Below are 15,979 nucleotides of genomic sequence, written 5' to 3'. Positions count from 1 at the left end.
AATGAATAATACTCTGTCTGGACTTTTTTTATTGATAGCTACAATTATTACTATTGTTTTTGCCTATTATATTACTATTATAATAGGCAAAAAAACAAATAAGTTAATGAAGGGACGATATACTCAGGTTTTAGAGAGAACAATGATAGGTCTGAACGCAAGCATTACAGTTATAAAAATAAATAAAAAAATATATATCATTGCTTTACAAGGAAAGACAATTAAACTTTTAGATGCAATTGATGAATCAGAATGGAACTTTTTAACTACTGGAAATGAAAATTCATTTGAAATTAACAATAGGATAAATAATTTATTTAAAAATAGATTATTTAAGAAATAAAATTTTTTTAAAATAAAAGATAGGGCTAGAATGGTAGTGTGAATAATGAAAAATCTAAATTGTAAATTCAAACAAATAATTAATATGAAAAATAAAAATATTATATTACTATGTTTAATAATGGTCTCTTTTTTTCTATTGGGATCAACTAGGGCATTTGCTCAAACTAATATTAGCATACCCAATGTACAATTGAATATTGATGGTGCAAGTAGTCCTGAAGAAACTGCTAGCTCGTTACAGTTACTGGGTTTATTAACTGTTCTATCATTAGCTCCTGCTATTTTGATTATGGTCACAAGTTTTACAAGAATAATAATTGTTTTATCTTTTTTAAGAAATGCAATTGCAACACAGCAAACTCCTCCAACTCAAGTACTTATAGGACTAGCTATGTTTTTGACATTCTTCATTATGAGTCCTATTGCTTCAGAAATCAACCAAAATGCATTGCAGCCATACTTGAATGAGGAAATTACTCAATCTGAAGCAATTGAAGAGGCTATGGAGCCGTTAAGACAATTTATGTTTAGGCAAACTAGAGAAAATGATATAGCCTTATTTTTAGAAGCCAGTGGTACCGAATTATCGAGTGATCCTCAGTTAGATGATATCCCTACAACTTCACTCATTCCAGCTTTTATTATTAGTGAACTAAAAACTGCCTTCCAAATGGGATTTGTATTATTTATTCCATTTATAGTATTAGATATGGTTGTTTCAAGTGCACTAATGTCAATGGGAATGATGATGCTGCCACCAGCAATGATTTCACTACCATTTAAACTTCTTTTATTTGTAATGGTAGATGGATGGAATGTTTTAATTAAGTCCTTATTATTAAGTTTTAAATAGAGGTGAAAAAATGAATGAAGCAATGATTATTGAATTAGGCCAGCAGACAATGTTTACTATTTTAATTCTATCTGCCCCGATGTTAGTAATTGGTCTAATAGTTGGATTAGCTGTTAGTATTTTTCAGGCCACAACTCAAATTCAAGAGGCAACATTAGCTTTTATTCCTAAAATTATAGCGGTTTTGGGATCTCTAGTGGTTTTCGGACCATGGCTTTTATCAATAATTATTAACTTTACATTAAAACTATATACAAATTTAAATAATTTTATTCAGTAAAGAGTGATTAAATATGACAGGTGATTTAATAAGTTTTATACTAGTAAATTTTCAACTGTTTATCTTAATATTGGTTAGAGTAACTGGCTTATTTGTTATATCTCCAATATTTGGTCGTAATAATCTTCCCACAATCATGAAAATTGGTTTATCTATTACAGTAGCATTAATATTACTTCCATTAAAAATTAATGGATTTTATTTAGAAATTGATAATATGAGAACATTAATGTTTTGGTCAATATCTGAATTTTTGATAGGTATTATTATTGGCCTTATTGCATTTATATATTTTAGTATTGTATACCTTGCGGGTACAATAGTTGATATTCAGATGGGGTTTGGTATGGTAAACATTATGGATCCTCAAACAAATGCACAGATGCCTCTAATGGGAGGGTTTTATAATATATTACTTACCTTAGTATTTTTAACTATTAATGGTCACCATCAAATGATAAAAAGTTTGATATATAGTTATGAAATACTTCCAATAGGGTTTAATATCTCGGTAAGTGAGAGTTTAATCAACTATTTAATAAAAATTTTTACAGACACATTTATTTTAGCATTTCAATTAAGTGCACCTATTTTGATTGCTATTTTTTTGGCTAATGTAATCCTAGGGATTTTAGCACGTACAATGCCTCAAATGAACATTTTTATTGTAGGATTACCTTTGAAAATTGCTATAGGTATTATTATTATATTGCTATCTTTAAGATTTTTTATACCCTACTCTGAAAGTTTGTTCGATAAAATGTATCAATCCATATATGAACTAATGCAAATTTTGTCTAGAGGATGATTCTATGGATTTTAAAATTAATCTACAGCTTTTTTCTGAGGAAAAAACAGAACAGGCAACCCCCAAAAAGAAAAAGGAAACTAGGGAAAAGGGGAATGTTCTACAGAGCAAAGAAATAAATTCGGCTTTTGTTCTTTTAGCAACATTTATAATGATAAATGCTTTTGCTACATTTATTGGAATCACTCTTAGAAATACGACAAGTTATATTTATGATCAATATTTAGCTTTAGACTTCATATTTTCATTAAAAAACCTCCAAACTCTTTTAATTAATGCTATAATAAGTTTTTTTATTATTGTAGCACCTATAGCCTTAACTAATTTGGTAGTTGGTGTTCTAGCAAGCTACCTACAAGTTGGAGTTTTGTTTACTACAAAACCTTTAGCTATTGATATCAAAAAAATAAATCCAATTGAAGGATTTAAGCGAATGTTTTCTATGAAGTCTATCATAGAGCTTTTAAAGGCACTGATTCGAATTATAGTTATTGGTTATATATCTTATAGTTACGTTAAAGGACAAATAGTCACTATTTTAGAGACTATAGGGATGGATATAGGAATAATATTAAAATTAATTTTAAAGATGTCAATAAGTATTGGGATAAAGGCAGGAGCAATATTAGTCGTACTTGGCGCCTTAGATTATTTCTATCAAAGATATGAATATAATAAAAATTTAAAAATGTCTAAACAAGAAATTAAAGAAGAGTATAAACAAACTGAAGGAAATCCACAAATAAAATCAAAAATTAAAGAAAAACAAAGACAGATGTCTATGCAAAGAATGATGCAAGATATTCCGAATGCAGATGTAATTATTACAAACCCTACTCACTTTGCCATCGGAATTAAATATAATCCTAAAGAATTTGATGCTCCAAGGGTTATTGCAAAAGGGCAAGACCTTATAGCACAAAATATTAAGAAAATTGCTTTGGAAAATAACATTCCAATTGTTGAGAATAAGCCATTGGCTAGAACCTTATATGATAGCGTAGATATAGGGCAATTTGTACCACCTGAGCTTTATCAGGCTGTTGCGGAAGTATTAGCTTACGTTTATCGTATTAATAATAAGATTGAATAGGGGAGAGAACATGAAGAAGTATGGAGACATTGTAGTTACACTTGCAATAATAGCTATTATAGTAATTATTATTATACCTGTTCCACTAGGTGCTCTTGATGTTTTGTTAAGCTTTAATATTTCTCTATCCTTGTTGATTTTGATTAAAGCTATGTACACAGAAGAAGCTTTGGAATTTTCAATTTTTCCATCTCTTTTGTTAATTACTACCTTATTTAGATTAGCCCTCAATGTTACTACTACTAGATATATATTATCTACTGGCTCTGCTGGTGGATTAATTGATACTTTTGGTAGCTTTGTTATGCAAGGAAATGCAGTTGTTGGATTTGTAATATTTTTAATAATAATAATTATACAATTTATGGTAATCACTAAGGGTTCTGAAAGAGTTTCAGAGGTGGCAGCTAGATTTACATTAGATGCAATGCCTGGAAAACAAATGGCGATAGATGCAGATCTTAATGCTGGTCTTATAGATGATCAAGAAGCTAGGGAAAGAAGAAAGAAAGTACAAAGAGAATCTGATTTTTATGGAGCTATGGATGGAGCGAGTAAGTTTGTTAAAGGTGATTCTATTGCAGGTATTATTATTACTATCATTAACATTATTGGAGGATTTGCAATAGGTATGCTAGCTGGCGATTTGAGTTTTGGAGAGGCCATTCAAAAGTATACTATATTAACAGTAGGGGATGGACTGGTTAGCCAAATTCCTGCTTTGTTAATTTCAACAGCTACTGGTATAGTTGTAACAAGAGCTGCATCTGAAGGAAACTTAGGTAATGATTTAATTAAGCAGTTATTTAATAATCATAAAATAATGTTTATAATTTCCGGGGTTTTAGTTGTATTTGCTATTGCAGGATTACCACGAGTACCATTTATATTACTAGCTCTATTATTTTTATATCTAGGTATGAATTTAAGAAAAGCTGTAATCAAAGCTGAAACAGAAGTAGTACCAGATAAAATTACCGAAACAGTGGATGAAAAAAGAAAACCGGAAAATGTTATACCTTTGCTTAATGTAGACCCTATTGAGTTGGAATTTGGATACGGAATTATACCACTAGCCGATGCTAGCCAAGGTGGAGATCTTTTTGATCGTTTAGTTATGATTAGAAGACAATGCGCTCTTGAACTTGGAATTATAGTTCCAATGTTTAGACTTAGAGACAATATTCAATTAGAGCCTAATCATTATATAATAAAAATTAAAGGTGTTGAAATTACGTCAGGTGAAATAATGTTTGATCATTATTTAGCTATGAATCCGGGAATGGCTGATGGTGAACTAGAGGGTATTGACACAATTGAACCGGCCTTTGGATTACCAGCTAAATGGATAAACGAGCAAGAGCGAGAAAAAGCAGAGATATTTGGATATACGGTGGTAGATCCTCCTTCGATTATAGCAACGCATTTGACTGAAGTAGTTAAAAAACATGCCTACGAATTATTAGGTAGACAAGATGTTAAAAAGTTAATAGATAACGTTAAAGAAAGTCATCCTGCTTTAGTAGAAGAGCTAATTCCTGCCCAAATGAGTCTGGGAGAAATCCAAAAAGTATTATATAATCTATTAAAAGAAGGTGTTTCAATAAGAGATATGGTTACTATTCTTGAAACATTGGCTGATTATTCAAATATGACTAGAGATGCAGATATGCTCACAGAATATGTAAGACAAGCTTTAAGTAGAGCTATTACTAAACAGTTTATATCTAACCAACCTGCAAAAGTAATAACGGTTGATCAGCAATTAGAACAAAAAATTATGGAATCTATTCAACAAACTGATAGAGGTACATATATCGCAATGGATCCAGATTTAATTCAATCGATTTTAAACAATTTATCTTATCAACTACAAAAATTAATTAATCTAGGGGAACAGCCTATTATTATTACTGCTCCAATTGTTAGACTGTATTTAAAGAGATTAACGGAGCAACTTACTTCTGACTTAGTTGTTTTATCTTACAATGAAGTTGATCCATCTGTAGAAATCGAATCTGTTGGGATGGTGAGAATATAGATGAAAGTAAAAAAATTTTATGGTGTTGATAACCATGACGTTATAACTAAAGTAAAGAGTGAGTTAGGATCAAATGCTGTAATTCTTCATCAGAGAAAAGTTAAACCTAAAGGTATATTTGGTTTCTTAAAAAAATCAGTTGTAGAAGTGGTAGCTGCAATTGAAGAAAATGAAATAGCTACAACAATGACTAATATAACCAATATGGCTAAGGCTCAAGAGATAAATCTAAGAGAAAGAGCAACGTTAAAGTCTAAAGATAAGGAACTACAAATGGAAATAAATGATATTAAATCTATGCTAGGTACTGTAGTCAACCAAATGCAAAGTATTAACTTATCAAAAGCAACTGATGATTTAAATAGTAAAAAAAATAGCTACATATATAACGTTTTGCGTGAAAATGAAATAGATGAGGAATTAATTAATGAGCTTTTAAATAACTGCGATATTGATATTAACGATTTAGAAATGAAAGACAAAGAAACTATCAAAAAAATCCTGGCACAGATTATACCAACAACTATTAATAACAATATAGACTTTAATTCAAAGGTTATATTTTTTGTCGGTCCTACAGGTGTAGGTAAAACAACTACAATTGCGAAAATTGCTGCAAACTATAATTTGGAAAAAGGTTTAAATGTTGGATTAATAAGTGCAGATACATATCGTATAGCTGCTGTAGAACAATTGAAGGTTTATAGTGATATTTTAAATATTCCATTGGAAGTAATTTATTCGCCTAAGGAAATTCATGCTGCCCTTGATCGTCTTAGCAATAGCGATATAATCATGATTGATACTGCTGGCAGAAGTCATAAGAATAGTGAACATGTAGATGAATTAGCTTTACTTTTAAATGAAGTAAAAAATAAAAGTGTTTATTTAGTAATTAGCTCGACCACTAAGAATAGTGATTTAAAAGATATTTTAAAAACATACAGTTTTATAGATGGTTATAAAATTATTTTTACAAAATTAGATGAAGTTAGCACCTACGGACCAATTTTAAATATTGCTATGAGAGAACCTGAATATATTTCCTATGTAACTACTGGACAAAGTGTTCCTGATGATATTGAAGTGGTAACTTCAAATAAAATTTTAGATATGTTACTGAAGGAGATTTAATAAGATGGACCAAGCCGCCAAATTGCGAGAGTTAATTAATAGTAGAAGAATGTATTCTAAACAAATTGCCACACATAATGAGAATAGCACTAAGGACGCTAGAATAATATGTGTTACTAGTGGAAAGGGTGGGGTTGGCAAAACAAACTTTACAATTAATCTAGGTATGGAATTGACCAAATTAAATAATCGAGTAGTTATTATAGATGCAGATTTAGGTCTAGCTAACATTGATGTAATTTTAGGAACAGTCCCTAAATATACTTTACTTGACGTTATACATAATGATAAATCTTTAGATGAAGTTATGATAAATGGCCCTAATGACATAAAAATTATATCTGGTGGATCGGGAGTCCTTGAATTAGTAGATATGTCTTTAGCATCTATACAGCAGTTAATTGAAAAGCTCAATTCTATAAATAATTACGCAGATATTATTTTAATTGATACAGGAGCAGGTTTATCTAACTCAGTTCTATCTTTTGTTCTTTCAGCTCAAGAAATTATAATTGTTACTACGCCTGAACCAACATCTATAACAGATGCATATGCTATGATTAAAACTATAAATTTAAAAGATAAAAATAAAAAAATAAAGGTTATAGTTAACAGAGTGGAGAATATAACTGAAGGTAATATTGCTTTTGAAAAATTAAACAATGCGTCTAAACGTTTTCTATCAATGAATTTAGAAAAATTAGGTCATATTTTTGATGATAATAGTGTTAGTAAATCCGTAAAAAAACAAAGACCATTTACAATGGAATATCCTAATAGCATTGCTAGTAAAAACATTAAAAATATTGCTATAAAACTTGTAAATGATGTTACATTTGAAAGTAGTAATGCTTTTGATAACTTCTTTAAAAAGCTAGTTAATTTTTTAAGATAGGAGGACTAATATGAATATATTCTCTGAGTTGAAAATTGGAGATAAATTAAGTATAGAGTTTTGCAAGAAAGATGCTAATCAAGCAGAAAACAATATGCTTAATGCTCAGCTTATTGATATAAATGATAATTGTTTATGTATTTCATCTCCAATTTATAGAGGGAAAAGATACTCTCTCTATGAAGGACAAAAAATTACTATGTTTTTTTATCGTAAAAAAGGAGTATACCAATTTGATGCTACAGTAGTAAAAAAAATAGAATCAAATATCGTAACTTTTGTACTTAAGCTTCTAGGAGATGTACAAAAGATTCAAAGAAGAAATTATTATAGGCTACCCATCGTTACTGATGCTATCTTAAAAAAACATGAAAATGATAAAATTCTTGAGTTCGAATGTGTCACGAAGGATTTAAGTGGTGGTGGAGTTAAAGTTGCTTGTAAAAATGAAGTGGAAAAGTCAGACGATATTACAATTGACATTTATCTTGATGAAGATCAGGTAATTACTATGGACGGAGAAGTAATTCGTATTACTAAAGATTCAGATAATAATCTTTATGAAATAGGGATTAAATTTAAAGAAACTAACGAAACAGGCACAGATAGAATATTTAGTTTTATTTTTGAGAAACAAAGATTAATGCGTAAAAAAGGATTGATATAGAATGAGTTCTAACAATAAAAAGGTTAAGGTGCTTGTTGTGGATGATTCTGCTTTTATGAGAAAAATCTTAGCAGATATATTAAGTAGTAATGAAACAGTAGAAGTAATAGGCATGGCTAAAAATGGAGTAGAAGCTATAAGACTTATACAACTTTTAAAGCCTGATGTAGTTACTATGGATATTGAAATGCCTATTTTAAATGGAATAGATGCCCTAAAAGAAATTATGAAGACTAATCCGGTTCCGGTAATAATGCTAAGTAGTTTAACATCAGATGGTGCAGAGGCAACTTTAACTTGTTTAGATATTGGAGCTGTCGATTTTGTTCAAAAGCCTTCTAGTGTTTTTAGAATTAATATAGATGATCTTAAAGAAGAATTAGTTAATAAAATCAATATTGCTTCAAAAGTAGATTTGACTTTTAAGAATAAAAAGCAATTTGTAAAAGATAATAGATTAGAATTAATTCAAAACTCCAACAAAACATCTACCCAAAATAGAAAAAACAAACATTATTTTATTGTTATAGGGACTTCTACTGGAGGGCCTAGAGCCTTGCAACATGTACTTCCATTAATGCCTAAAGATATTCCAGCAAGTATTTTAATTGTTCAACATATGCCACCAGGCTTTACAAAATCTTTAGCTGAAAGATTAAATAGCATGTCAAATATTACTGTAAAAGAAGCCGAGGATGATGAAAAGATTCTCCCTGGCTATGCCTATATTGCACCAGGGAATTATCATTTGGGGATAAAAACAAAGTCTAACAGTGATACTTTTATTAAACTATCACAGGAAGAACCCGTTTCAGGACACAGACCATCGGTCGATGCACTATTTAAATCTGTTGCGAATAATATTGATGAAAATATTATTGCTGTAATTATGACTGGAATGGGAGCAGATGGTTCAAATGGTGTAAAGGAACTTAAAGATAATACGGACTGTTATGTTATTGCACAGGATGAAGATACGAGTGTAGTTTATGGTATGCCAAAAAGTGCAGTAAATATGGGAGTTGTAGATGACATTGTTCCATTACATGAAATTACAAACTATATATTAAAAAAGTTGGGAGTGTAATTCTATGGATATAAATCAATATTTAGAAATATTTATTGAAGAATCAAAGGAGCATTTACAAAGCATGAATTCGAGTTTATTGTATTTAGAAAATCATCCCGAAGATACAAATACATTGAATGAGATTTTTAGAGTAGCTCATACATTAAAAGGTATGTCTGCAACTATGGGCTTCAATAATATTGCACATTTGACTCACGAGATGGAAAATGTTTTAGATTATATCCGAAGAGGAAATATGAAAGTCAACACAGAGATAACAGATCTCTTATTTGAATGTTTTGATAGATTGGAAGGTTATATAAATAATGTTGAAGCAAATAGTGAAGAAGGAAATGATTCTGCATTAGAATTGATTGACAAGTTGCAAATATCCAAACTAGCTGATATAAATGCTAATGGTAAAGACCAAGATGAAAAGAAAATAAATCCTAATACTAACAAAACAATAAAATCAGCTATTGAATTCAACGAATATCTGAGTAATGTTGTTTCTACAGCTATAAAAGATGGACTTAATGTTAATTTAATAAAAATAACATTAGATAGTAATTGTATGTTAAAGTCAGCAAGAGCTTATATAATTATAAGTACACTTGAAAAATTTTCAGATATAGTTCAATCTAATCCTAGTATAGAAGAGATTGAAGATGAAAAATTTGATCTATCTTTTGAACTAGTATTAATAACAAAACACAATGAGGAGTTTATTAGAAAGGAACTAAGCTCTATATCTGAAGTTGAATCTATAGAAATAAGTCCGATGCTATCAGAAAGTATTGATATATCTCCAAAAAATGATGTTGTTAATAATACTGACAAGATACAAGTAGTAGAGGAAAACAAGCAGCAAGAAAATGAAGAAGCGAAAAATAAAAAGTCAAAAACAAGTAAAACTGTAAGGGTTGATATAGATCGTTTAGATAACTTAATGAACTTAGTTAGTGAGCTTATTATAATAAAGACCCGATTAGAAGATGCTGGAGATGAAAGAGGTAGACAAAATACGAGTGAAGCTATTGAATACCTAGAAAGGATAACAACAAATTTACATGATGCAGTAATGAAAGTAAGAATGGTTCCAATTGAAAGAGTATTTAATCGTTTCCCTCGAATGGTAAGAGATTTATCTAAGGATTTAGGAAAGGATATAACGCTGATTTTATCGGGAGAAGAAACTGAGGTAGATCGTACTGTAATTGACGAAATAGGGGATCCTCTTATTCATTTAATACGTAACTCCATTGATCATGGTATTGAAGAGATCGATAAAAGACTAGAGTTAGGAAAACAAAGAACTGGAACCGTTAAACTTTCCGCATATCCTGATGGTAACAGTGTAGTAATTGAAGTAGAAGATGATGGTAGCGGAATAAATATTGAGAAAGTAAAAAATAAAGCAATTGAGAGAGGAATAATTACAACTCAGGATACACAATTAATGGATAATAAAGAACTTATACAGCTATTATTTAGTCCTGGATTTAGCACGGCTGATAAAATATCGGATATTTCTGGACGTGGCGTTGGACTTGATGTAGTTAAAACGAAAATAGAGTCCTTAGGTGGAATAGTTGAAGCAGATACAACTTTAGGAAAAGGAACAAAGTTTATTATTAGACTTCCCCTTACACTTGCTATAATTCAAGCATTGTTAGTTGTAGTTGGGTCAGAAAAGTATGCTATACCTTTAAATTCAATAAAAGAAATTACAACTATAGAGAAAAGTAGTATTCGTAGAGTTCAAAAAAACGAAGTTGTTTTATATAGAGATTCGACATTACCTATATTAAGACTTTCTGAGTTACTGAATGTACCTAATACGAATAATGATATTGATATTGATAGCAATAGTGATAATTTTGATGAAGATGTAATCGTGGTTATCGTAAAAAAGGGAGATAAGGATGCAGGTCTAATTGTGGACAAACTAATAGGACAACAGGAGATTGTAATAAAATCATTAGGTAAGTATCTTTCAACAATTCGGTCAATTGCAGGCGCTACAATTTTAGGTAATGGATCAGTAGCCTTAATTGTAGATACTAATTCTTTCTTTTAATTCTTTATAGTCTAATAAAGGATAATTTTTTAAGGGGTGAATAATATGAGTTCGATGAATCAATATGTTGTATTTAAGTTAAATAATGAGAGCTATGGATTACTAATTGATTATGTTGAAACAATTGAAAAACTTACTGAAATAACTAGAGTTCCTAGTGCACCATACTACATAAGTGGAGTAATAAATTTAAGGGGAGAGGTTATACCGGTAGTAGATCTTAGAAGAAGATTTCAGTTGGAAAATATTAGTAACACAGATGAAAATAGAATTATTGTCCTTTCTTTTGAAGAGATGAATGTAGGGATACTAGTAGATTCATGTTCTGAGGTTGTTACATTGGATACGAACCAGATTGATAAAGCCTATGATTTAATAAGTTCCTTTGAGGATGACTATATTCAGGGTATTGGTAAGTTTAATGAAAGAATGATCATTATAGTAGATATTCCTAAACTTCTAATAAATAATATTACTGGGTAAGGAGGAATAGTATTGGATTTATCAATAGAGGATTTAAATAATTTGCATTTAGATGTATTAAGAGAAATTGGTAATATTGGTGCTGGAAATGCAGCTACAGCTTTAGCTGGATTGATTAATAAAAGAATAGATATGAATGTACCATCTGTAAAAATTTTAGATTTTAATGATGTAAGTGCAGTTTTGGGCGGAGAAGAAATTGTTGTATCTGGTGTTTATTTTGAAGTTGACGGTGATATTGAAGGTAATATTATGTTTTTGCTTGACTTAAGATCTGCAAAGGTTTTAACAAATATTTTAATGGGTAGGGAAGATCCTAGCAATGAATTAGATGAAATGGATCATTCGGCTCTACAGGAAATAGGAAATATTTTATCTGGAGCCTATATATCTTCACTGTCATCTTTAACTAATTTAAACATTAAAATATCTATTCCATCATTATGTATAGACATGGCAGGAGCAATAATCAGTGTACCCGCAATACAATTTGGATATATGGGGGATAAAGTTTTATTAATTGAAACAATACTCCAAGATGGTAATGACACAGTAAAAGGTAATTTTTTTCTCATTCCAGAAGCTAAATCTTTCAAAACTTTATTAAATAGTCTAGGAGTGTATACTTAAATGCAAACAATTACTAAGGTTGGTATGGCTGATATGAATATAGTTCAAGATCCGGGGGTCATTACAACTCTAGGACTAGGATCTTGTGTAGGGATCATTCTATATGACAAGGCCATTAAAACTGCTGGCTTAGTTCATATTATGTTACCTAGCAGCAAACATATTAAAAATAATGAGAACAAAGCTAAGTTTGCGGACACTGGTATACAATTATTGCTTGATAAAATGATGGAAAGAGGTTGCACTAGGTCTAGAATTACGGCGAAAATCGCTGGAGGTAGTCAAATGTTTTCATTTCAAACTAATAACGAAATAATGAAAATAGGTGAGCGAAATGTATTAGCCACTAAGGAAATATTACAATTACTAAATATACCTATAATTGCAGAGGATACTGGTGGAAATTATGGTCGAACTATTGAATTTTATTCTAATAATGGAAAACTTATTATTAAAACTATAGGACATGGTGTACATGAAATTTAATATTCTTATTATAACAATAAATGAAGCCAGGAGGTTTGAAAATGGAGCATAAAACCCTATGGCATAATTACAAACAGAATAATGATATACAAGCAAAAACATTACTCATAGAAGAGTATGTTAGACTAGTAAAAGTTATTGCTGGCCGATTATATACATCTTATGGCACAAATATAGAATATGATGACTTAGTTAGCTACGGTATTTTTGGCTTAATAGATGCTATAGAAAAATTTGATCTAGATAAACAAGTTAAGTTTGAAACATACGCACAAATACGTATAAGGGGAGCGATCATTGATCATTTAAGAAGCTTAGATTGGGTTCCAAGATCTGCTAGACAGAAATCCAAGCAAGTTGAAGATGCTTATTGTAGATTGGAAAACCAACTAGGACGATCAGTTTCTGACTTAGAGGTAGCAAGAGAATTGAGGATTACGGTTAAGGAGCTACAAGAAATTATGCTACAAACAGCCTCCTTTAATGTAATCTCATTAGAGGAGGCTGTTTTCGAAGGATATACACTAGGAAAAATAGAAAATGAAAAACAATTACCTGAAGAGTTAGTGTGTAGCCAAGAGACATATGATACTCTAAAAAATAATATAGTACAATTACCTGAACGTGAGAAACAGGTCATATCGCTATATTATTATAATAATTTAACATATAAAGAAATAGGACAGGTACTAGAAATATCCGAATCAAGAGTGTCTCAATTACACTCTAAAGCCATTTCAAGATTAAAATCTAAATTAACCGTAAAATAGCGCATGATCAAAGGGGGAGAATCATGACAAATGAGTATATTGTTGTTGAAGGTGAGACTTATAATGATGCTTTAACTAAAGGATTAAAAAGTTTAAACTTAACAGATGATCAAGTTAAAGTCGAAGTTTTAGATGAAAAGAAAGGTTTTTTATTTAAAAAAGGATTATTTAAATTAAAAATCACTCCTATATCAATTAGTTATGACACCGATATACAATCAGACAAAAATATAAATGATACAAAAGAGAGTGGATTTTACCTAGACTATTGTCCAGATGGAGTCTATCTTACCATTACAGATACACCATCAAAAGTTAGTATAGGAAATGTATTAGATTTCTTAACTAAAAAACATGTAAAAGACTATGATTATGAGAAAATCGCTCGGTGTTTAGAGAATAAAAATGGCGATCCTGAGAAAATTGCACCTTTTCAAGATGAATTTTTAATTGATAGCAGTTTGCAAATAGATGTGTCTAAAAATAAACTAGAAGTAACAATATTACTGACAGAGCCAAGTGGCGGGAAAATATTATCTGCTACTGAAATTGTAGACAACTTAAATAAAAATAATATTAAGTTTGGAATTATCAATAAAAAAATAGAAGAAGTAGTTAATAGACAAGTATTTAATCAATCTATTTTAATAGCACAAGGTAAGGCAGCTATAAGCGGAGAAGATGGACAAATTATTTATCCTTTTAATGATGAAACAGAAAGTAGAAATACAATCATTGATGAAGATGGAAGAATTGATTATAAAAACTTGGATAGAATACGGAATGTGAAGGCAGGTACTTTACTTATAGAAATCATTCCTCCTACTGAAGGTATAAATGGGGTAGATGTCTATGGAAATGAAATAGTTGCTAAAAACGGTAAAGAAGTTCTTATAAAAAAGGGAAAAAATGTAGTAGAAAGTGAAGATAGTTTGAAAATCTATGCTGCTAAAGACGGAGAGGTACATTTCGTAGATGGCACTATATATGTAGATGAAGTTATAAATATCAATGGGGATATAGATAATGAAACAGGTAATATCCAATTTAATGGTAAAGTTAATATTAAGGGAAATGTAAAGTCAGGGTTTAAGGTTGAAGCAGAAGGGGATATTGAAATTGGGGGAGTAGTAGAAGGTGCTACCTTAGTTTCTAAAGGAAATATTATTATTCACAGAGGGGTACAAGGCAATAACCAAGCTTATCTACAATGTTCTGGAAATTTAAACGCAAAATACCTTGAAAATGCAAGCGTAAAATGTGGCGGCAATGTTGAGTCGGATGCTATATTACACAGTGATGTTACTACTAAGGGAAAAATTATAGTTTCGGGCAAAAAAGGCTTGATTGTTGGTGGGGATATAAAAGCTGGTAAGGAAGTAAGGGCTAATGTAGTAGGATCTAATATGGGAACTATTACTAAAATAGAAGTTGGAATTGATCCTGAGGAAAAAAAATATTATGAACAACTTAAAGTTGAAATGCTAGATATTGAGAAAAATATTGATAACTCAAAAAAAGCTATTGAACTATTAAATAAAATATCGAAAAAACAGCAGTTAACTAATGAAAAGCAAGAACTATTAGTTAAATCATTAAAGACATATAAGGTTTTAAATGCTAAGTATGACGATATTACCAAAGAATTGCAAGAATTATCAGCAAGATTCAAGGAGCCAAATAACGGTAAAATTCATGTTATAACAATTATTTATACTGGTGTAAAGGTAACTATAGGCAGCAGCTCTCGACAAATTTACGATGAACTATCAAATTGTACCTTATATGTAAAAGATGGTGACGTTTCAATTGGTCCATATGAAAAGTAATTTTAGTTAATCTGTTTTTATTAAAATATATTAATGAAAACAAAAGAGGTGTATTATGGAAAGAAACAATATTTTATTATTAGTAGGCGGGATTGTATTAGTAGTGCCGTTAATTATATCTTTTATACTTAAAAATAAGAGAAATCATAATAAACTTGAATTCTATAAAAAAGAAGAAAAATATAGTTCAGAAATAAATAAAGGATTTAAAGTAGAAAATGAAATTATAGTCGAAAGAATAAAGAGATTAGAACAGGAAGTTTTGATATTGAAGCAGGAGAATAATAGGATAATAGAAGAACATAGAAAAAATAGTAATTTAATTAATCAAAATAATCTAAAAAATAACAGTTTTAAACCTGTATTAAACTATAACCTATTTAAAGAAAAAAATAGTACTATTATTGATTTACATGAAAAAGGTATATCTAAAGAAGAAATAGCTAAAGTTTTAAATAAGAGTATAAGAGAAATAGATATGGTAATAAAATTAGTTAAATAAAGTGAAGTTTTTGA

17 protein-coding genes are annotated in these 15,979 nt (G+C 29.9%); all 17 read left to right on the top strand.

Annotated features, from left to right (window positions below):
* Nucleotide 1 precedes the first annotated feature (1 nt).
* The 17 genes from HYG84_RS13745 to HYG84_RS13665 all read left to right on the top strand — a co-directional run bounded on the left by HYG84_RS13745 (nucleotide 2) and on the right by HYG84_RS13665 (nucleotide 15,965).
* Nucleotides 2–343, top strand: coding sequence for a flagellar biosynthetic protein FliO (locus HYG84_RS13745; protein WP_212378156.1), 342 nt, complete (start codon nucleotides 2–4; stop codon nucleotides 341–343).
* 84 nt (nucleotides 344–427) lie between these two features.
* On the top strand, nucleotides 428–1,198 hold the full coding sequence (gene fliP / locus HYG84_RS13740) for a flagellar type III secretion system pore protein FliP (protein WP_249168637.1): 771 nt from the start codon (nucleotides 428–430) through the stop codon (nucleotides 1,196–1,198).
* A 10-nt stretch (nucleotides 1,199–1,208) separates the two neighbouring features.
* The gene (fliQ, locus tag HYG84_RS13735; RefSeq protein ID WP_212378152.1) at nucleotides 1,209–1,478 is read left to right on the top strand and encodes a flagellar biosynthesis protein FliQ; all 270 of its coding nucleotides are present in this window, start codon (nucleotides 1,209–1,211) and stop codon (nucleotides 1,476–1,478) included.
* A gap of 13 nt (nucleotides 1,479–1,491) precedes the next feature.
* Nucleotides 1,492–2,286 (top strand): flagellar biosynthetic protein FliR, encoded by a 795-nt coding sequence (gene fliR, locus HYG84_RS13730; RefSeq protein WP_212378150.1) that lies wholly within the window; start codon nucleotides 1,492–1,494, stop codon nucleotides 2,284–2,286.
* A 4-nt stretch (nucleotides 2,287–2,290) separates the two neighbouring features.
* Complete coding sequence (gene flhB / locus HYG84_RS13725; RefSeq protein ID WP_212378148.1) at nucleotides 2,291–3,379, top strand: flagellar biosynthesis protein FlhB; 1,089 nt, start codon at nucleotides 2,291–2,293, stop codon at nucleotides 3,377–3,379.
* A 10-nt stretch (nucleotides 3,380–3,389) separates the two neighbouring features.
* Complete coding sequence (gene flhA / locus HYG84_RS13720; RefSeq protein WP_212378145.1) at nucleotides 3,390–5,420, top strand: flagellar biosynthesis protein FlhA; 2,031 nt, start codon at nucleotides 3,390–3,392, stop codon at nucleotides 5,418–5,420.
* A complete protein-coding gene (gene flhF, locus HYG84_RS13715) occupies nucleotides 5,421–6,554 on the top strand; it encodes a flagellar biosynthesis protein FlhF (RefSeq protein ID WP_212378143.1) in 1,134 nt (377 codons plus the stop codon).
* 4 nt (nucleotides 6,555–6,558) lie between these two features.
* Entirely contained in the window at nucleotides 6,559–7,449 is an 891-nt protein-coding gene (locus tag HYG84_RS13710; RefSeq protein WP_212378141.1) for a MinD/ParA family protein, read from the top strand.
* Between the two features lie 10 nt (nucleotides 7,450–7,459).
* Nucleotides 7,460–8,116, top strand: coding sequence for a flagellar brake protein (locus HYG84_RS13705; protein ID WP_212378139.1), 657 nt, complete (start codon nucleotides 7,460–7,462; stop codon nucleotides 8,114–8,116).
* A 1-nt stretch (nucleotide 8,117) separates the two neighbouring features.
* Nucleotides 8,118–9,203, top strand: coding sequence for a protein-glutamate methylesterase/protein-glutamine glutaminase (locus tag HYG84_RS13700; RefSeq protein WP_212378137.1), 1,086 nt, complete (start codon nucleotides 8,118–8,120; stop codon nucleotides 9,201–9,203).
* A gap of 4 nt (nucleotides 9,204–9,207) precedes the next feature.
* Entirely contained in the window at nucleotides 9,208–11,265 is a 2,058-nt protein-coding gene (locus tag HYG84_RS13695) for a chemotaxis protein CheA (RefSeq protein WP_212378135.1), read from the top strand.
* A 45-nt stretch (nucleotides 11,266–11,310) separates the two neighbouring features.
* Nucleotides 11,311–11,748 (top strand): chemotaxis protein CheW, encoded by a 438-nt coding sequence (locus HYG84_RS13690; RefSeq protein WP_212378133.1) that lies wholly within the window; start codon nucleotides 11,311–11,313, stop codon nucleotides 11,746–11,748.
* A 12-nt stretch (nucleotides 11,749–11,760) separates the two neighbouring features.
* The gene (locus HYG84_RS13685) at nucleotides 11,761–12,378 is read left to right on the top strand and encodes a chemotaxis protein CheC (protein WP_212378131.1); all 618 of its coding nucleotides are present in this window, start codon (nucleotides 11,761–11,763) and stop codon (nucleotides 12,376–12,378) included.
* Complete coding sequence (locus tag HYG84_RS13680; protein ID WP_212378129.1) at nucleotides 12,379–12,864, top strand: chemotaxis protein CheD; 486 nt, start codon at nucleotides 12,379–12,381, stop codon at nucleotides 12,862–12,864.
* A gap of 41 nt (nucleotides 12,865–12,905) precedes the next feature.
* Nucleotides 12,906–13,634, top strand: a complete 729-nt coding sequence (locus tag HYG84_RS13675) for a FliA/WhiG family RNA polymerase sigma factor (RefSeq protein ID WP_212378127.1) — start codon at nucleotides 12,906–12,908, stop codon at nucleotides 13,632–13,634.
* A 23-nt stretch (nucleotides 13,635–13,657) separates the two neighbouring features.
* Nucleotides 13,658–15,463, top strand: a complete 1,806-nt coding sequence (locus HYG84_RS13670) for a FapA family protein (RefSeq protein ID WP_212378125.1) — start codon at nucleotides 13,658–13,660, stop codon at nucleotides 15,461–15,463.
* Between the two features lie 55 nt (nucleotides 15,464–15,518).
* A complete protein-coding gene (locus tag HYG84_RS13665) occupies nucleotides 15,519–15,965 on the top strand; it encodes a hypothetical protein (RefSeq protein ID WP_212378123.1) in 447 nt (148 codons plus the stop codon).
* Nucleotides 15,966–15,979: the final 14 nt, after the last annotated feature.

Origin of the sequence: Alkaliphilus sp. B6464, assembly GCF_018141165.1 — a bacterium.
In the GTDB taxonomy this organism is placed as follows: Bacteria; Bacillota; Clostridia; order Peptostreptococcales; family Natronincolaceae; genus Alkaliphilus_B.
This window is presented reverse-complemented; position numbering and strand designations above follow the sequence as displayed.